Here is a 17,705-nt window from a genome sequence, read left to right as displayed (position 1 = left end):
CGCGGTCCGTCCGTGCGGCACGGTATCCATGACTCCATGCAGCAGACGCGCGAACCCCATCCGAGCACCCCCGCCGACCGCGACGCCGTCCGGGCCGCCGCGGAAGCCGTGCTGCGCGACCTCGCCGGCCCGTCCGCCACCCTGCGGGAGGACCAGTGGAAGGCCATCGAGGCACTGGTGGTCGACAGCCGCCGCGCCCTGGTGGTGCAGCGCACCGGCTGGGGCAAGTCGGCCGTCTACTTCATCTCCACGGCGCTGCTCCGCGAACGCGGCGCCGGACCCACCGTGATCGTCTCGCCGCTGCTCGCGCTGATGCGCAATCAGGTCGACTCGGCCGCCCGGGCGGGCATCCGGGCCCGGACGATCAACTCGGCCAACCCCGAGGAGTGGGCGGAGATCCAGCAGGAGGTCGCCGACGGCCGGGTCGACGTGCTGCTGGTCAGCCCGGAGCGGCTGAACAACCCGGACTTCCGGGACAACGTCCTGCCCAAGCTCGCCGCCTCCACCGGCCTGCTGGTGGTGGACGAGGCCCACTGCATCTCCGACTGGGGCCACGACTTCCGGCCCGACTACCGGCGGCTGCGCACCATGCTCGCCGACCTCTCCCCCGGCGTCCCGGTGCTGGCGACCACGGCGACCGCGAACGCCCGGGTCACGGCGGACGTCGCGGAGCAGCTCGGCACCGGCGCGGGCGAGGAGCAGGCTCTGGTGCTGCGCGGCCCGCTGGACCGCGAGAGCCTCAGCCTGGCGGTCCTCCCGCTGCCGGACCCGGCGCACCGCCTGGCCTGGCTCGCCGACCACCTGGCCGACCTCCCGGGCTCGGGCATCGTCTACACCCTCACGGTGGCGGCGGCCGAGGAGGTCACCGAGTTCCTGCGCGGACGCGGCTACCCGGTGGCCTCCTACTCGGGGCGGACGGAGGACGCGGAACGCCGGGAGGCGGAGACCGCGCTGCTGGAGAACCGGGTCAAGGCGCTGGTGGCCACCTCCGCGCTGGGGATGGGCTTCGACAAGCCGGATCTCGGCTTCGTGGTCCACCTCGGCTCCCCCAGCTCGCCGATCGCCTACTACCAGCAGGTCGGCCGGGCCGGCCGCGGGGTGGACCGGGCCGAGGTGCTCCTGCTGCCCGGCCGGGAGGACGAGGCGATCTGGCGCTACTTCGCCTCGATCGGCTTCCCCGCCGAGGAGCAGGTCCGCCGGACCCTGGACGCCCTCGCCGAAGCGGGCCGCCCGCTCTCCACCGCCGCGCTGGAGACTTCGGTCGACCTCCGCCGCACCCGGCTGGAGACCATGCTCAAGGTGCTGGACGTCGACGGCGCCGTCCGCCGGGTGCGCGGCGGCTGGGAGTCCACCGGCCTGCCGTGGCGCTACGACGCCGAGCGGTACGCGAAGGTCGCCCGGGCCCGCGAGGCCGAGCAGCAGGCGATGCGCGACTACGTCGCCACCGGGGGCTGCCGGATGGAGTTCCTGCGCAGCCAGCTCGACGATCCCGAGGCGGCCCCCTGCGGGCGGTGCGACCGCTGCACCCCGCCCCGGCACTCGGCCGAGGTCTCGAACGAGGCGCTGGACGCGGCCCGGGCCGCCCTCGGCCGCCCCGGCGTCTCGTTCGAGACCCGGCGGATGTGGCCGACCGGCATGGAGTCCCTCGGCGTCCCGCTGAAGGGCCGGATTCCCGCCGACCAGCAGGCCGAGCCGGGCCGGGCGCTGGGCCGCCTGTCCGACATCGGCTGGGGCGGCCGGCTCCGGACGCTCCTCGACGAACGCGCGCCGGACGGCCCGCTGCCGCGCGAGGTCCTGGACGCGATGGTGGGCGTGGTGGCCGACTGGGCCCGCGGCCCCGGCGGCTGGGCCGGCCCGGCGGGGCCGGACGGCAACCGGCTCGACCGGCCCGTCGGGGTGGTCGGGCTCGACTCCGCCACCCGCCCGCAACTGGTGTCCGACCTGGCCGGCGGTCTGGCCTCGATCGGCCGGATGCCCCTGCTCGGCCGGGTCGAGTACGCGACCGGGGAGCCCCCGCACGGGCCGCGCTCCAACAGCGCGCAGCGGCTGCGTTCGGTCGCCGGGGCACTGGCCCTCTCCCCCGGTCTGGCCGACGCGCTCGCCGCCGCCCCGGGGCCGGTCCTGCTGGTGGACGACCTGGTGGATTCCGGCTGGACGCTGACGGTGGCGGCCCGGCTGCTCCGCCAGGCGGGCGCCAGCGCGGTCCTGCCGCTCGTGCTGGCCGTCCGGGGGTGACGGACCCTCAGGTTCCGGGCCGCTCGGCGGGAGTCAGGCGCCCGGGCCGGAAGCCGGCTGCGCGGCACCCGGAAGATCCGTCTGGTTCACCTGAAAGTTCCATCGAACTCACCGATCGATCACCTCGCGTCAGCCGATCGGCCCTGTCGAAGAAGGGGAACATATCCGGCATAAGCGCGACTTTCGGGCCCTGCTCGTCATTTCATCATTGCCGGTCGGGCAGGTCTCACCTGAGAATTGAGGAGCATCCACAGCGCCCGGTCCGTCGGACCCGGCCTTCGGCGTACGCCCGCTCGCCCCTGGGGGCACGGGCCCGGGAAGGAGGATCGTGATCAACGGCAACGACCGAGGTCCTTCCCGGTGCGACAGCACGCGGAGCATCACCCTGCAGGAGTGGGTCGACCTCGACGTCCCGCTGCTCCGCGCACCGCGCGAGTTCGTCACCGAGCTCCACCAGCGACACCTGCCGCAGCCCGGCACCACGGTGGTCGCGGTGCTCGACCCCGAGCACCGGGTGGTGGCGTCCGCCTCCTTCGGGGCGCGTCCGCAGCTCAGCGACGGCTGGGACCACCGGAACACCCTGCTCGGCCAGCTCCGGCGGATCACCCCGCACGACCTGAAGCGCCCGGTGCCGAGCCGCACCGCCGTCCTGCTGCGCTGCCGAGAGGGCGGCCCGGGCTGGACCGAGCAGGACGGCGCCTGGATGTGGGCGCTGCGCGCCGCCGCCGAACTGCACGGGCTGCGCTACGGCTCGTACCTGACGCTCACCCCGGTCGGCTGGCGGTCCCTCGGCGACGGCCGACGCGGGCGCAACCCGCACTCGGGGTCCTGGGCCGCCGGGCCGGTCCGCACCGTCACCGAACTGCCGCCGCGCGTCCCGGCCGACGCCCGACCGACACCGGTCGCTCCGCAGACGGCCGAGCAGCCGCCGATCGCCCCGGTCACCTCGCTGAGCGCGATCCGCGCGCTGGAGAACACCCTGGAGAGCCGTCCGGCCCGCCGCGCCGCCGCCCGCTGACCACGGGCGACCGACCGCCGGCCGGCCACTGGGCGACCGCCGGCACCCGGAGGAAGCCCCGCCGAAGACGGTTCCCGCGCCGAGCACCGAACAGGGTGCGCCGAGGAGCGGGCGACGACCCGCCCCGGCCGACGGCGCGCCCGGGGCCGAAGCCGAAGCCGAGGACACACCTCGGCCCCGGTACCGACACCGGCACGCCACGGGCGCCACGGCCCGACGAACTGCGGTGACGGGACGGAACGGACCGGCCGTCAGGCGAACAGCGGGGCGACGACCTCCGTGTCGCCGCAGACCACCAGCAGTTTCGCGGCCCGCTCCAGCGCGGCGCGCGCCGCGCTGGCGATCCGGTCCGCGGCACCGCCGTTGACCACCAGCACCACCACGTCGCGGCGCAGCGGACGCGGGGCGGTGGCATCGGCGTAGAACACGTCGCCGCCGTCGGCGAACTGCGCCCAGTAGCGCTCCTCGCCGAAGCTCAGCTCGTGCTGCTGCCAGGGGTGCGCCTCGGCGACCGTCAGCACCAGCACGTCGCCGGGGCGACGGCCGGACTCCAGCAGCGCGTCGACCGCTTCGTCGGCGCGGTCCAGCGCCTCGGCCGCGGCCGCGGGCAGGAGTTGGACGGTCGGAACCGCGGGGCGCGGGCGCGGCGCGGGACCGGGCTTGGGTCGGGGTGCGGGCCGGGGACCGGGAATGGGACGGTCCGCACGGGGCGGTGCGGGGCGCGGCGGGCCAGGGCGGGGGCCCGGGACCTGAGCGGCGACGGCAGTGGATGAAGACATGCGGTGGGCAGGTGCGTCCGACGTGTGGGGCAGGGGAACGCCGGGGCCCGGGATCGTCTCGTGAATCTCCGGCTCCTCGGGGAAGACAGGCATACCCGGATTCCTATCAAATGCCGGTCGGATGCGCACGGGCACCCCACCTGTTGGGAGTGTGGCGTGCCCCGCACCCCGGTACGGCCACGGTCCGGTGACCGGGGAGTGAATGCTGACGAACCGTCAGGAATCGGGGACGGCCGCCCGGTCGACGGGAGCGATCGGGACCGTTCCGTCAGAAGCCGAGCGAGAGCTGCTCGCCGACCCCGTCCCCCTCGGGCGACGTCCGCTGCCGCTTCAGGTGGCTCCAGCGCGGCAGCGCGTCCATGTAGGACCAGGACAGCCGGTGGTGCTCGGTCGGGCCGAACTCCTCCAGCGCGGCCCGGTGGGTCGGCGACGGGTAGCCGGCGTTCTCCGCGAACCCGAACGCCGGGTGGTCCGCGCCGAGTTCGGCCATCAGCGCGTCCCGCCGGACCTTCGCCAGCACCGAGGCGGCCGCGACGCAGACGCAGGACTGGTCGCCCTTGATCACCGTGCGGACCCGCCACGGCCCGCCCAGGTAGTCGTGCTTGCCGTCCAGGATCACCGCGTCGGGCTCCACCGGCAGCGCCTCCAGCGCGCGGACGGCGGCCAGCCGCAGCGCGGCCGTCATGCCGAGCTCGTCGCACTCCTGCGGCGAGGCGGAGCCGATCGCGTGGGCGGTCACCCACTCCTCCAGCACCGGGACCAGCGCGTTCCGCCGCCGTTCGGTGAGCAGTTTGGAGTCGGTCAGCCCCTCCGGCGGGCGGCGCAGCCCGGTGACGGCGGCGCCGACCATGACGGGGCCCGCCCAGGAGCCCCGGCCGACCTCGTCCAGCCCGACCACCAGGCGGGCGCCGGCCCGGCGCAGGGAGCGCTCGACCGAGTGGGTCGGGGGGTCGTACGGCATCGACGCGGTCCTTCGCAACGGCGGGCTGGTCCGGCCGGGGCCTCGCGCGGCAGGACCTCCGACCCCGTTCAGCCTACGCCGCCGCGACGACGCCCCGGACCGCCCTGAACTGCCCCGGACGGCCGGACGCGGGAGCACTCCCCCCGCCCTCCGGCCGGCCGCCGCCTCACGGCCGGATCATCGGCAACAGGATCTGCTCCAACAGGTCGGCGCCGAAGGCCTCGTCGACCAGGCCGCCGCAGAACTTGGCGCGGTACAGCAGCATGGCGGGCAGCACGTCCGCGACCGCGGGCACCGCCGCGCCCGGCCGGACGTCGCCCCGGGCCTCGCCGCGCCGGAGGATGCCGAGAATGCCCTCGGTGGTCGGCCCGACCACCCGGTCGTGCAGGAAGCCCTTGAAGAACTCGGCGCGCTCGTGGTCGAGTTCACCCATCAGGCTGCGGACCGCCGCGCCGATCGGCGAACCCATCACCGCGACGTAGGCCGCGATGACGTACCGCAGTTCGGCCTCCGCCGAACCGAGGTCGGGGATGTCGGTGGGCGGCGGCATGGCGGCGGCCAGCGCGTCCATCACCAGGTCCGCCTTGGAGGCCCAGCGGCGGTAGAGCGCGGCCTTGCCGGTCTGGGCGGCGCCGGCCACCCCCTCCATGGTCATCCGGGCGAAACCGCCGGAGGTGAGCTGCTCCAGCGCGGCCTCGAAGATCGCCGCCTCCAGTGCCTTCCCGCGCCTGCGCTGCGGCACGCCCTCGGCCGGGCCGTCGGCCGAGCTCCGCCGGTCCAACTGATCCATCGTCATCCACCCTAAAAGACGGTTGCGTTCACTATCGGCGCCGACTATCGTCCTCGACAGTGAACGCGGTCGTTCACTATTCGCACCGTCGAGCACCTTACCGAACAACGGCCGGAACAAGGCCGGACAGCACGTGGCCAGCAGCAGTAGACAGCAGGGGGCACACCAGTGGCTATCTCCGACATGCTCAGTAAATCCGCTCCGCCCGGGCCCGGCCGCGGCCGCGGCAAGGGCGTCACGCTCGCGGTCATCGCCGCGACCCAACTCATGGTCGTCCTCGACGCGACCATCGTGAACATCGCACTCCCGCACATCCAGGACGCGCTGAAGTTCTCCACCACCGACCTGTCCTGGGTGATCAACGCCTACACGCTGACCTTCGGCGGCCTGCTGCTGCTCGGCGGACGGGCGGGGGACATCCTGGGCCGGCGCCGGGTCTTCATCACCGGTGTCCTGCTGTTCGGGCTGGCCTCGCTGCTCGGCGGTTTCGCCGCGAACAGCGGCATGCTGCTCGCGGCCCGGGCACTGCAGGGCATCGGCGGGGCGATCTGTTCACCGACGGCCTTCGCCCTGATCGCCACCAACTTCCGCGAGGGCCCGGAGCGCAACCGCGCGTTCGGCGTCTTCTCGGCGGTGGCCGGCTCCGGCGCGGCGATCGGCCTGCTGGCCGGCGGCGTGCTGACGGAGTACCTGAACTGGCGCTGGGTCTTCTTCGTGAACGTGCCGATCGCCGCCCTGATCGCCTGGGCCGCGCCGCGGTACATCAACGAGTCCGAGCGGCATGCGGGCACCTTCGACCTACCGGGCGCGCTCGCCTCCACCCTCGGCGTGGTCAGCCTGGTGTACGGGTTCATCCACGCCGCCGACCCGAAGGCCGGCTGGGGCGACGGCGTGACGATCGGGTCCTTCGCCGCCGGCGTGCTGCTGCTGGCGGCCTTCGTGGTGATCGAGCAGCGCACCGCCCAACCCATCACCCCGCTGCGGCTGTTGCGCGACCGGAACCGTACCGGCGGCCTGCTGATGATGCTCTGCCTGGCCGCGGCCATGTTCGGCATCTTCTTCTACGTGACGCTGTTCGTGCAGCGCGTCCTCGGGTACAGCGCGCTCAAGGCCGGCGTCGCCTTCCTGCCGATCAGCGCGGCCATCATCGTCGCCGCCCAGATCGCCTCCGCCTTCCAAGCCCGAATAGGCCCGAAGCCCTTCATGGCCGGCGGCGCCGTGCTGGTCACGATCGGCCTGGGCTGGCTGACGCAGACCAGCGTCGACAGCAGCTACGCCCTGGGGGTGCTCGGCCCGACGGTGACCTTCGGCCTCGGCATGGGCCTGATCTTCGTACCGGTGATGCTGATGGCGGTGGCCGGCGTACCGGCCCACGAGACGGGCGCAGCATCCGGGTTGCTCAACTCGGTGCAGCAGATCGGCGGTTCGGTGGGCCTGTCGATCCTCACCACGGTGTTCGCCAGGGCGGCGACCTCCGAAGGCGCCCACCAGCAGCCGGACTTCCTCTCGCACGCGAGCCCGGCCGAGCTGCAGTACGCCCAGCAGCATCAGAGCTTCCCGCCCGGCAGCCGGTGGGCGGACGAGGTGCTCACCCACGCCGTCTCGCACGCCTTCGTGGTCGGTGTCGCGTTCGCGGCGGTGGCCCTGCTGACGGCTCTGTTCGTGGTCAGGGCCAAGCCCGGCGACCTCCCCAGCGAGGCCCCGGCAGGCCTGGCGGTCTGACGGCGCCTCATCGGCACCGACCAGCACCATCCCCCAACCCCCTCCCTCCGTCCTACCGAAGGAGCACCCACTCACCACCGTCCGGCCGACCGATCCCCCGGTCGGCCGGACGACCGGCCCCTGTCCCCGAACCCGATCCCTACTCCGAACCCCATCGGTTGCCGTAGAGCGGGGCGACCCGGTTGCACGCCGCGCCCCGGTCGATGACCACCGGACGCTCGGCGAGGATCTCCCGGGCCCGGGATTCCGCGTAGCTGATCGCGTACCACGGCGGCGCCGGCTCGTCGTTCAGGTCCGCGGCGATCTCCTGGAGCGCGCAGGTGCGGTAGTCACCGGTCAGCCGGTCCAGGGCGGGCACCGCATCCACCGACAGGGTGCTCAGGTACCGGACGTCGAGTCGGGTGCTGCCGCCCAGCTGCCGGTCGATGTTCTGCTCGGCGATCAGGTTGTCGGTGCGCAGCAGGCCGAAAACGGCGATGGCGACGGCGGCGCTGAGCACCACGGCCCGCGGCAACCAGCGGCGGGTGGAGAGCACCGACCCGAACAGCACCAGGAGGAAGACCAGACCGAGCCAGATCTCCACGGCGGCGACGTTGACGCGCAGCCGGGTCAGACCGAAGGCGTCCATGTAGAGGCTCATCCGGACGAGGGCGGTGCCGACGACGACGAGGGTGAGCGTGCACAGCAGCCCGAGCAGCACCTTGACCAGCCGGCGGTCGCCCTCGTTGCTGCGCGGCGCCCAGTACTTGGCGAACGCGACCACCACGAGCGTGAGAACGGCGATCCAGAGCAGTTGCCAGAAGCCCTGCCGGGCGTACTCGGCGGGGGTCATCCCGGTGCGGCGCATGATCGAGCCGTAGCCGCCGACCAGTACCACCAGCTGCACCACCACGAAGGTGCCGAACAGGAGGTTCAGCACGACCAGCGGCATCGCCCACTCCAGCCGTCCGCGCTCCTTGCCGACCGGGGTGTTGACGCGGTCCCAGCGGCGCGGCGCGGCGGCGGTGTGCGCGGCACCCAGTGCGGCCACCAGACCGACGAAGAACAGCAGCGCACGGAACGGGACCTCCCCGCCGTCGACCGAGGGGACGAGGCTGTCCAGCAGGTCGGCGACGGTGGAGTCGGCTCCGGCGAACAGCGAGCCGAAGACGATCAGCAGCACCAGCGAGACGCCGACGGCCTTGGCCACCGGGGCGACCCGCCCCTTGGCCGGAAATCGATGCTTCTTCAGGGAGGCGATGCCCCAGACGAGTCCGGGCAGCAGGTGACCCCACACGCCCAGCGCGCCGAGCGCCACGCCGGGCCAGCGGCTCCCGCCGTGCAGCACCAGCGAGGCGACGCAGACCGCGGCGACCACGGCCAGCGCCTCCGCGCCACCGGCCCCGCTGACGGCGGGCACCAGGCAGAGCAGCAGCACCGCCAGTGCGAAGAGGCTGTGCCAGGGCTTGACGGTCCGTCCGGTGCCGAGCGCCGTCATCGCCGCGCCGACGGCCCCGACCAGCGTGCACAGCAGCAGGTTGGCGCCGAGGCCGTCACCGAGCACGAGCGCGGCGAGCAGTCCGGTCCCGATCGCGGTCCCGACCACTCGCAGCCGGGCGGGTGCGGCCGGGCGGGCCGTGCTGAGCCGCAGCCAGTCCGGCTCGGGCAGCGGCGTCGGCGGCCGGTACTGGTAGGGGTACGCTGCTCCGGGCCTCGCCCCAGCCGCCGCCGCGGCACCCACCCCGCCCATCGCGCCGGGCGGCAGTCCCTCGCCCCGGACGCCCGACTGCGGTACCTTGCCGAACCCGACCGCCCCCGCACCACCGGCCGGCCCCGACCCCGTACCCCGCTCCCCGGCAGACGCACCCGCTGCAGGCACACCCGCTGCGGGCGCACCCACCACAGGCTGCCCCTCGCCGGACTGCCCCTCGCCGGACTGCGGCGCCGCAGGCTTCGGCGGCTGCTGCCCCGCGGGCTTGCGCGGGGCGGTCGGCGGCGCGAACGGGTTGCCGCCCTCCGCCGGATTCGGCTGTCTGCCCGGATCGGACGACTGCGACATGAGGCCCCCTCAGAAAATGCGCGCACGACGGCTTTCGGCCAGTCGTACGACTGGTCGTTCGGGAGGACTCTAGAGCCGGAACGGCATTTCTGAACAGGTTCAAAAAGCCGCCGGGGCGACTCGGTCACAGAGTTGTGACACAAACCGCCCCGGCGGCCGGGTCCCGGAGCGGGACCGGAAGGGGTCACTGATCTGCCGTCACGGGGGCCGGGCCGGATGGCGCGGGTCCCGTGACGGTGGCTCAGTAGGTGCCGTACAGGGAGTAGACGAGGTTGTCCTTGACGGCCGTGCCGAAGCTGGCCGGGAAGGTGCCGAACGGGACGGAGGCGTTGCTGTACACGCCCGAACCGGCCGGGCCGGAACTGTAGTGCATGTTGTTGACGGTGGAGCTGATGCCGTTGGAGTTGTAGATCACCCAGTAGGTGGTGTTGGCCGCCAGGGTGTAGGTGATCGGGGCGCTGCTCCAGGCGTTGGCGCCCAGGGTGCCGACCGAGGAGGTGGCCAGCAGGGCGTCCGGCGAACCGCCGTTGTCGCTGTAGATCGCGATCTGGAACTGGTTGTTCGGCGCGGCGCTGGTCTGCCCGACGTGGACGTTGAGCGAGGTGAGCGCGATCGCCGAGGCCCCGGTGGTGACCTTGGAGCCGTTGAGGTGGTTGGAGTTGGTGTCGTCGAGCTGGGTGCCGACGGCGCTGTTGCCGATGGTCTGCGGCGGGGCGCCGGCGGTGGTGAAGGCCGAGGTGTAGGTGCCGACCTGGGTGTTGCCCGCGAGGTCCTTCACGTTGGCGACGCTCAGCGTGTAGCCGGTGCTGAGCGAGAGCGCCGCGCTCGGCGTGAAGGTGACGGTGTTGGTGGCGCCGTCCAGCGCGACCGTGCCGGCCACCGCGACGCCGCCGGTGGTGGTCTTCAGGGTGACGTTGGTGCCGTTGACGGTGCTCGCCTGGACCGGCTCGCTGAAGGAGGCCTTCACCGGGGCGGTGGCGGAGACGCCGGTGGCGCCGTTCGCCGGGACGGAGCCGGTGACGGTCGGCGCGACGGTGTCGGTGCCGTAGGTCGCGGTGTAGGAGGCGACGTTGCCGTCGAAGAAGGCGTACGAGATGCCGTGGATGGTCTCGATCCGGTAGGTGACCGGGGTGGTGCCCTGCTTGATGCCGGTCAGGGTACCGCCGGCCGAGTTGACCGGGACCATGGCGCGCAGGCCGTTGGCGCCGCCGGTGATGCTGAAGCTCAGCGTGTTGGCGCTCCAGGACAGCCCGGAGAAGGCCGAACCGTTGCGGTAGTCCAGCCAGTTGAGCAGCTGCCGGCCGGAGACCACCGGGGCGCCGTGCGCCTTCGCCGAGGCGATGACCTGGTCGGACGCGGTGGAGGCGGCGTAGTCGGTGTGGATGTTGGCGGTCAGGACGGTGTAGTAGCCCTTGGAGTTGTAGGCGTTGTCGAGCAGGGTGTTGACGGTGCCCGGCATGGACTGCCCGGACTCGTCGGTCAGCTCGGTGGTGGCCTGGTACTCGTTGATGGTGCTGCCGTCGGTGTCCGCGTACTTCATCGGGAGGGCGGTGCCGTTGAAGTAGCCGGGCCGGTCCTGCACGAAGCTGCCGGGGTAGTAGTAGTAGTCGGTGTCCAGGCGGATCCCGTTGGCCAGCTTGGTCTTGGCCTGGGTCGACCAGTCGTCCCACTCGACGCAGTGGGTGCGGGTGCTGTCCGGGTTGGGCAGCGAGGTGTACTTGGCCTTCCAGGCGCCGATCTGGGCAGCGTAGATGCTCTGCAGGTTCGCGGGGGTGCCCCACGGGGTGCAGTTGGTGGTGACGTGGACGCCGACCTCGAAGCCCTGGTCGGAGTAGGCCTTGGCCTGGGCGTCGGTCATCGGGTCTTCGGTGTAGATGTAGGACGAGGCCCGCACGCACTCCCAGTTGGCCACGTTGCAGCCGACCGGGCTCTGCGCGACGTAGCCGTCGAAGCGGCCGGTGGTGCCGCCGATGCCGTGGTCGTCACCGGTCATCACGACGACGCCCTTGACGTCCCGCGGGAAGTACCAGAACTTCGGCAGCGGCTTCTTGCCCGCGTCGATGGTGGTGATCAGGTTGGCGAGCAGGCGCTGCTGCTCGTCGGCGATCGGGATCTGCGCCTTGTCCAGGTTGTTCCAGTTCAGCTGGCCGCCGGTGCCGAAGAACATCTCGCTGGCTTCGATGCCGTCGACGTTGTCGCGCTGCTGGCCGCCCCAGGCGATGTTGCCCTGGCGGGTCTGGATCACGGACTTGGCGAGGTCGAAGGTGAACGCGGCGGCCTGGCCGGAGCCGACGGTGCGCAGCGTGACGGCCGGGTTGGTGGTGGCTACGGCGACGTCGCTGTACAGGGTGGCGACGGCGGTGGCGCCGTTCAGGGTGTACTTGTCGGCGGTGCCGTGGAAGCCCATGGTATCGGAGGTGAGGCCGGTACCGGGCGCCGCGGTGGTGTCGATCTTGAGGTAGGAGTCGGCCAGCGTGTCGGGCGTACTGGTGAGGCCGAGCAGGCCGGCCAGTTGCTTGTCGGGGCGCATCGCGACCAGGCGGCCGCCGCCGTTGACCCAGGTGGTGAACAGGGTGGTCTGGGCCGCCGTCAGGGTGTTCTCGGCGAGCAGCGCGACGTCGTAGGAGTTCAGCATGGTCGCGGTGACGGCGCTGATGTCCACGGTCTTGTAGTAGTTCAGGCCCTCGGCCTTGAGGATCTCGGCGTAGTAAGTGGTGTACGGGTTGGCCGAGTTGGTGATCAGCAGGATCGGGCCCTCGTTGCCCGGGCCGCTGCCGGGCGTGCCGCCGCCGCTGCCGCTCTGGGTGTAGGTGGCGTAGATGGAGTAGTTCAGGTTGCCGGTGGAGACGGCGCCGAAGCTGCTCGGCCAGGTGCCGAAGGCGGTGCCGCCGGTGGAGTAGCCGCTCTGGCCGCCGGTCGAGTAGTTCAGGTTGTTGACCGCGGCGGAGACGCCGTTGGAGTTGTACGCCAGCCAGTACGGCGTGTTCGGCGCGAGCGTCGCGGCGACCGGCAGGGTGTTCCAGGCGTGCGCGGTCAGCGTACCGGAGGCGGAGTTGCCGAGCAGCGCGCCCGGCTTGCCGGCCACGTCGCTGTAGACGGCGACCTGGTACTGGTCGTTGGGCGTGGAGCCGACGGCGCCCACGTAGACGCTCACGCTGGTGACGGTGCCGCCGCTGGCCCCCGTCACGAAGCGCGAGGTGTTGATGTAGTTGGAGTCACCGGAGTCGGTGGCGCTGCCCACCGTGTTGTTGCCGAGGACTGCGGTGGCCGCGTGCGCCGCGGGTGCCACCATCAGTCCCACGGACGTGACCAGGGCCACGAGCAGCCCGGCGATGCGTTTTCTGATCCTCACGCCAACCCCCCAAGGTCGGATGACCGGATGAACGGCAGAAGTGCCGCCCTCCGTCCTACCGGCTCCGACCCCGGCGCGTCCGCAGAACCCTCACATCACAACCATGAGTTCCGGCCAACTCGAACGCGAACGCTCCGCATCCGACCTGTTTGTCCGGACACGTTCAAAGATCCGGAGGCCCGTGCGTTCAACCCTTGACGCCAAGGCCCCGCCCCTAACGCCCCGTCAGCCCTTCACCGAGCCCGCCAGCAGCCCGCGGACGAAGTACCGCTGCAGCGCGAAGAACACCACCAGCGGGACGACCATCGAGATGAAGGCACCCGCGCTGAGCAGTTCCCAGCGGCTGCCGTTGGAGCCGGACAGCTGGGCCAGCCGGGAGGTGATCGGCGCGACGGTCGGCTTGCCGCCGGCGAAGGTGAGCGCGACCAGCAGGTCGTTCCACACCCACAGGAACTGGAAGATGGCGAACGAGGCCAGCGCCGGGGCGCTGAGCGGCAGCACGATCGAGCGGAAGATCTTGAAGTGCGAGGCCCCGTCCACCACCGCCGCCTCCATCAGGTCGCGCGGCAGCTGGGCGATGAAGTTGTGCAGCAGGAAGATCGCCAGCGGCAGCGCGAACATGGTGTGGGTCAGCCAGACCGGCAGGTAGCTGTCCTGCAGGTTCAGCGCCGGGACCACCGTCACCGAGCCGAGGTGCGCGCCGCTGGAGAACAGCCGCAGCAGCGGGATCAGCGACATCTGCAGCGGCACCACCTGCAGGGCGAAGACCAGGAAGAACAGCGTGTCGCTGCCCCTGAACCGCACCCAGGCCAGCACGTACGCCGCCATCGCGGCCAGCACCAGCGGGAAGACCGTGGCCGGGACGGCGATCGCTGCCGAGTTCACCAGGTACGGCATCAGGCCGCCGGAGGTGCCGAAGGTGTTGTCGAACAGCACCGCCCGGTAGTTCTCCAGCCCGAGGTCGGGATGGACGAACGCCTCCCACCAGCCGGTGGAGGCCACGTCCCCCTTCGGCCGCAGCGAGGTGACCAGCAGGCCGACGGTCGGGACGGTCCACAGCACCGTGACGGCCACCACCAGGGCGCTGGCCAGCGGGGAGCTGAACGCCCGGCGGACGGCCTTGGCCGGCGGCAGCTCGGAACGGGCCGCCCGGCCGGAAACGGTACCGGCGCCGGATTCCACACCGGAGCCCGCGCCGGCACCGGAGTCCGCGCCGGGAGTCTTGTCGAGGGCGCTCATCGGGTCGCACGCTCCTTGCGCAGCAGGGCGATGTTGTAGACCACCAGGGGGGCCACCGCGAGGAAGAGGATCACCGCGAGGGCGCTGCCGCGACCGGTGTTGTACTGCTCGAAGCTCTGCGAGTACATCTCGTTGGCGAGCACCTGGGTGCCGAAGTTGCCGCCGGTCATGGTGCGGACGATGTCGAAGGCCTTCAGCGTGATGATCATGATGGTGGTGAGCACCACGACCAGCGTGGTGCGGATCATCGGCACGGTGACGTGCCGGAACAGCCGCACCCCGGAGGCGCCGTCCAGCCGGGCGGCCTCGGTGATCTCGTCCGGGATGGCCTTGATCGCGGCGGACAGCACCACCATGGCGAAGCCGGTCTGCACCCAGACCATCGCGGCCATCAGCAGGAAGTTGTTCAGCGGCTGGGACAGGATCCAGTTCGGCGGGTCGTCCCAGCCGAGGGTGACCGCGAGCTGGCTGAGCAGGCCGACCTGGTTCTGCCCGGGGCCGCGCGACTCGTACACCAGCTTGAAGATCAGCGAGGCGGCCACCAGCGAGACCGCCATCGGCATGAAGATCAGCGACTTGTAGACGGCCTGGCCGCGCATCCGGTCCACCAGCAGGGCCAGCAGCAGGCCGAGCCCGGTGGCCGCCAGCGGGGCCACCACCAGCCACAACAGGGTGTTCAGCAGCACGCTGTGGATCTGCGAACTAGTCGCCGCCCAGCCGTAGTTGCGGCCGCCGACGAAGGCGGCCCCGTCCGCGTCCAGGAAGCTCAGCCAGACGGTGCGCAGCAGCGGCACCACCAGGCCGGTGAGCAGCATCAGGACGGCGGGGCCGAGCATCAGCACGATGGCGAGCGGCCGGGAGAAGCGGCCGGTGGCCCGGCCGGCTGCGTAGAACACGACCAGCAGCAGGCCGAGGAAGCCCAGGACGGCGCCGGCGGTGTTGCCGAACTTGATCGCCGCGTCCTGCCACAGCGAGTCGGCGAGCTGCAGCGCCGACCCGGCGGGCCGGGGATCGGTGGGCATGCGGGGTCCTTCCACGGGGCGACGGCGAAGGGCGGACGACGGATGGCGGGCGACGGGCGACGGAAGAAGGCGGACGACCAGGAGCGGACGGCCGGAGGCGGACGGCGAAGGGCAGCGCGGGCGGACGGCCCGCGCTGCCCGGTGGCGACCAGGACGGCCGCGGTGGCGGTTACGGCCAGGCCGCGTCGATGTCGCCGGCGGTCTTCTGGATCGACTGACCCTCGGCGAACCAGGCGGTCAGCGCCTTCCACTCGGCGCCGGAGCCGACGGCGGCGGGCATCAGGTCGGAGGCGTCGAACCGGAAGGTGGCCGCGGGGTCGGTGAGCGAGGCGGCGGACAGCTTGTCGATCGGGTCGGTGTACAGGCTCTTGTCCACGCCCTGGTTGGCGGAGACCCAGCCGGGCGAGACCTTGACCCGGCTGCTCGCCCACTCGGAGCTGGACAGGTAGTTCTGCACGGCCTGCACCTCGGGCCGGTCGGAGAACGCGCCGAGGAACTCGCCGCCGCCCTCGACCGGGCTGGTGACCTGCGGGTTCACCGCGGGCAGCGGGAAGGCGAAGACGTCGCCGTCCGGCCCGATGCTCGTACCCTTGGGCCACTGCGCGCGGTAGAAGGACGCCTGCTGGAGCATCGCGCACTTGTTGCTGAGGATCGGGGTGCCGGCGTCCTGGAAGGTGGTGGTGGCGATCGACTTGATGTCGCCGAAGCCGCCGTTGACCCAGGCCGGGTTCTGCATCCAGTCGGCGACGGTCTTCATCGCGGTGGTGATCTTCTCGTCGGAGAACTTCACCTTGTGACCGACCCACTGGTCGTAGACGTCGCCGCCGTAGGAGCCGAGCACGACCTCCTCCAGCCAGTCGGTGGCGGGCCAGCCGGTGGCGGTGCCGGAGCCGATGCCGCCGCACCAGGGCTTGGGGCCGCCGGCCTTGGCGATCCTGTCGCTGAGCGCCATCAGGTCGGCCCAGGTCTTCGGGACCTCGTACCCGGCGGCCTTGAACGCCTTGGGCGAGTACCAGACCAGCGACTTCATGTTGGCGCTCATCGGCGCGGCGTAGAACGTCCCGTTGACCGAGCCGTAGGTCTTCCAGACCGGCGACCACTTGTTCTCGTTGTCGACGGTCTGCTGCGGCGGCTTGACCACCTTGCCGGTCTTCACCATCTGGGCCAGCAGGCCGGGCTGCGGGATGATCGCCAGGTCGGGGGCGTTGCCGCCGGCCACCCGGACCGGGAGCTGGGACTCGAAGTCGTTGGAGCCCTCGTAGACGATCTTGATGCCGGTGCAGGAGCTGAAGTCGGCCCAGGACTTCTCCAGCGAGTCCGACTCCGGCGAGAGGATCGACGCGTACATCGACACCTTGGTGCCGGAATGGCCCGCGTACGCCTGGTACTTGGCGCAGTCACCGGTCAGCGCGGCGGCCGATCCGCCACCCCCGCCGCCGGAGGAGGAACTGTTCGAGCAGGCGGCTGTCAACGCCAGTGCCAGAACGGCCGGCACGGCGAGCAGCCGGCGGCGTCCAGTGGTCACGGGGGTGGTCAATGCGATCCTCCTTGCCAGGGCATGGACATGCCAGCCATAGGGCGGAACAACACTGCGCGGTACCGGAGATGTGGATCTGTACCCAGCGATCGCTGGCTCAAAGACGTTAACCCACCGGTACCCCCACGCCAAGGAGCGCGTTCGACCTTCATCGGGCAGCACCCCAGTTGTGACCGGGCCGTGCTAAGAGGCCCGCGGCAGACCGCCCACCAACGCTGCCTCCAGGGCCCGTTCGAGCTCCACCAGGTCGACGCCCTCGGCCCGCAGCAGCCGGACGCCCGTCCCGCCGCCCTCCCGGAGCACCCCGAGCAGCAGGTGGCCGGCCTCGATCCGGCGGGCCTTCAGGCCGGTGGCCGCGCGCAGCGCGAGCGCCATCGCCCCGCGACCGTGCGCGGTGAACCGGGGCCCGCCCCGGCGCGGGCGGCGTCCGGGCACCGGCCCGTCCAGCGCCCCCGGGCCGAAGGAGGCCTCGACGGCCGCGCGGACGGCGTCCAGGTCGATGCCGATCGAGGCCAGCGCAGCGCCGTCCCGCTCCGCCCCGGAGCCGCCCCGCAGCCGGAGCACGGCCCGCCGACCGGCCTCCGGGTCGAGGCCGAACCGGCCCAGCACCAGGGCGGCCGGGTCCTGCGGCTGGGCCAGCATGCCGAGCAGCAGGTGCTCGGTGCCCAGGTGGTCGTGCCCCATCCGACGGGCCTCGGCGGCCGCGTCGGTGACGGCCCGTCGGGCGGCCTCGGCGAATCGTTCGAACATCTCAGTCCCCTCCCCGTTCGGTGGTGCGCCGGGCGTACTTCTTGTGCACGGCCTGCCGGGTGACGCCCAGGCAGACTGCGATCTCGTGCCAGGACCAGCCCTTGCCGCGGGCGTTGCCGACCTGGAGTTCCTCCAGCCGGTCGGCCAGGTCGCGCAGCGCCCGGACGGCGCGCAGGCCGGTGGCCGGGTCGCCGCTGCTCGCGTCGGCCGCGAGCTGTCTCGTCTCGCTCATGCTGTCAACATAGGTTGACAGCAGCCGTCG

At 72.1% G+C, this 17,705-nt stretch carries 13 protein-coding genes; 3 read left to right on the top strand and 10 right to left on the bottom strand.

What is annotated here, in order from left to right; all coding sequences use genetic code 11:
- Positions 1 to 36 precede the first annotated feature (36 nt).
- Both ACIOHG_RS25490 and ACIOHG_RS25485 read left to right on the top strand, forming a co-directional pair.
- On the top strand, positions 37 to 2,235 hold the full coding sequence (locus ACIOHG_RS25490) for a RecQ family ATP-dependent DNA helicase (RefSeq protein ID WP_400953919.1): 2,199 nt from the start codon (positions 37 to 39) through the stop codon (positions 2,233 to 2,235).
- A 379-nt stretch (positions 2,236 to 2,614) separates the two neighbouring features.
- Positions 2,615 to 3,253, top strand: coding sequence for a hypothetical protein (locus ACIOHG_RS25485; protein ID WP_400953962.1), 639 nt, complete (start codon positions 2,615 to 2,617; stop codon positions 3,251 to 3,253).
- Positions 3,254 to 3,504: 251 nt separating this feature from the next.
- On the opposite strand, the gene ACIOHG_RS25480 is transcribed toward ACIOHG_RS25485, so the two are convergent.
- From ACIOHG_RS25480 to ACIOHG_RS25470, 3 genes are all read right to left on the bottom strand, one after another.
- A complete protein-coding gene (locus tag ACIOHG_RS25480; protein ID WP_400953918.1) occupies positions 3,505 to 4,032 on the bottom strand; it encodes a hypothetical protein in 528 nt (175 codons plus the stop codon).
- A gap of 268 nt (positions 4,033 to 4,300) precedes the next feature.
- A complete protein-coding gene (locus ACIOHG_RS25475) occupies positions 4,301 to 4,993 on the bottom strand; it encodes a ribonuclease HII (protein WP_400953917.1) in 693 nt (230 codons plus the stop codon).
- Positions 4,994 to 5,159: 166 nt separating this feature from the next.
- Entirely contained in the window at positions 5,160 to 5,783 is a 624-nt protein-coding gene (locus tag ACIOHG_RS25470; RefSeq protein ID WP_400953916.1) for a TetR/AcrR family transcriptional regulator, read from the bottom strand.
- Between the two features lie 183 nt (positions 5,784 to 5,966).
- Between ACIOHG_RS25470 and ACIOHG_RS25465 the strand changes: the two genes are divergently transcribed.
- Positions 5,967 to 7,505, top strand: coding sequence for an MFS transporter (locus tag ACIOHG_RS25465; protein ID WP_400953915.1), 1,539 nt, complete (start codon positions 5,967 to 5,969; stop codon positions 7,503 to 7,505).
- Positions 7,506 to 7,644: 139 nt separating this feature from the next.
- On the opposite strand, the gene ACIOHG_RS25460 is transcribed toward ACIOHG_RS25465, so the two are convergent.
- From ACIOHG_RS25460 to ACIOHG_RS25430, 7 genes are all read right to left on the bottom strand, one after another.
- Complete coding sequence (locus ACIOHG_RS25460; protein WP_400953914.1) at positions 7,645 to 9,234, bottom strand: DUF4153 domain-containing protein; 1,590 nt, start codon at positions 9,232 to 9,234, stop codon at positions 7,645 to 7,647.
- 550 nt (positions 9,235 to 9,784) lie between these two features.
- Complete coding sequence (locus tag ACIOHG_RS25455) at positions 9,785 to 12,835, bottom strand: Ig-like domain-containing protein (protein ID WP_400953913.1); 3,051 nt, start codon at positions 12,833 to 12,835, stop codon at positions 9,785 to 9,787.
- A 285-nt stretch (positions 12,836 to 13,120) separates the two neighbouring features.
- Positions 13,121 to 14,134, bottom strand: coding sequence for a carbohydrate ABC transporter permease (locus ACIOHG_RS25450; protein WP_400953912.1), 1,014 nt, complete (start codon positions 14,132 to 14,134; stop codon positions 13,121 to 13,123).
- Positions 14,131 to 15,156 (bottom strand): carbohydrate ABC transporter permease, encoded by a 1,026-nt coding sequence (locus ACIOHG_RS25445; RefSeq protein WP_400953911.1) that lies wholly within the window; start codon positions 15,154 to 15,156, stop codon positions 14,131 to 14,133. Before ACIOHG_RS25445 ends, ACIOHG_RS25450 begins: the two co-directional genes overlap by 4 nt.
- A gap of 169 nt (positions 15,157 to 15,325) precedes the next feature.
- Positions 15,326 to 16,693, bottom strand: a complete 1,368-nt coding sequence (locus tag ACIOHG_RS25440; RefSeq protein ID WP_400953910.1) for an ABC transporter substrate-binding protein — start codon at positions 16,691 to 16,693, stop codon at positions 15,326 to 15,328.
- A 183-nt stretch (positions 16,694 to 16,876) separates the two neighbouring features.
- Positions 16,877 to 17,443 carry a Clp protease N-terminal domain-containing protein gene (locus ACIOHG_RS25435; RefSeq protein WP_400953909.1) on the bottom strand — a complete coding sequence of 189 codons (567 nt, stop codon included), beginning with the start codon at positions 17,441 to 17,443 and terminating at the stop codon, positions 16,877 to 16,879.
- A gap of 1 nt (position 17,444) precedes the next feature.
- The gene (locus tag ACIOHG_RS25430; protein WP_400953908.1) at positions 17,445 to 17,675 is read right to left on the bottom strand and encodes an RNA polymerase subunit sigma-70; all 231 of its coding nucleotides are present in this window, start codon (positions 17,673 to 17,675) and stop codon (positions 17,445 to 17,447) included.
- Positions 17,676 to 17,705: the final 30 nt, after the last annotated feature.

It is taken from the genome of Kitasatospora sp. NPDC088134 (genome assembly GCF_044741705.1).
Lineage (GTDB): Bacteria > Actinomycetota > Actinomycetes > Streptomycetales > Streptomycetaceae > Kitasatospora.
The sequence above is the reverse complement of the archived record's forward strand: the minus strand, read 5'-3'. Positions and strand labels throughout refer to the sequence as shown.

Coding starts and splice junctions, on each gene's coding strand:
- ACIOHG_RS25490 (WP_400953919.1), top strand. CDS start 37: ATGCAGCAGACGCGCGAACCCCATCCGAGCACCCCCGCCGACCGCGAC.
- ACIOHG_RS25480 (WP_400953918.1), bottom strand. CDS start 4,032: ATGTCTTCATCCACTGCCGTCGCCGCTCAGGTCCCGGGCCCCCGCCCT.
- ACIOHG_RS25475 (WP_400953917.1), bottom strand. CDS start 4,993: ATGCCGTACGACCCCCCGACCCACTCGGTCGAGCGCTCCCTGCGCCGG.
- ACIOHG_RS25470 (WP_400953916.1), bottom strand. CDS start 5,783: ATGGATCAGTTGGACCGGCGGAGCTCGGCCGACGGCCCGGCCGAGGGC.
- ACIOHG_RS25465 (WP_400953915.1), top strand. CDS start 5,967: ATGCTCAGTAAATCCGCTCCGCCCGGGCCCGGCCGCGGCCGCGGCAAG.
- ACIOHG_RS25460 (WP_400953914.1), bottom strand. CDS start 9,234: ATGGGCGGGGTGGGTGCCGCGGCGGCGGCTGGGGCGAGGCCCGGAGCA.
- ACIOHG_RS25455 (WP_400953913.1), bottom strand. CDS start 12,835: ATGGTGGCACCCGCGGCGCACGCGGCCACCGCAGTCCTCGGCAACAAC.
- ACIOHG_RS25450 (WP_400953912.1), bottom strand. CDS start 14,134: ATGAGCGCCCTCGACAAGACTCCCGGCGCGGACTCCGGTGCCGGCGCG.
- ACIOHG_RS25445 (WP_400953911.1), bottom strand. CDS start 15,156: ATGCCCACCGATCCCCGGCCCGCCGGGTCGGCGCTGCAGCTCGCCGAC.
- ACIOHG_RS25435 (WP_400953909.1), bottom strand. CDS start 17,443: ATGTTCGAACGATTCGCCGAGGCCGCCCGACGGGCCGTCACCGACGCG.
- ACIOHG_RS25430 (WP_400953908.1), bottom strand. CDS start 17,675: ATGAGCGAGACGAGACAGCTCGCGGCCGACGCGAGCAGCGGCGACCCG.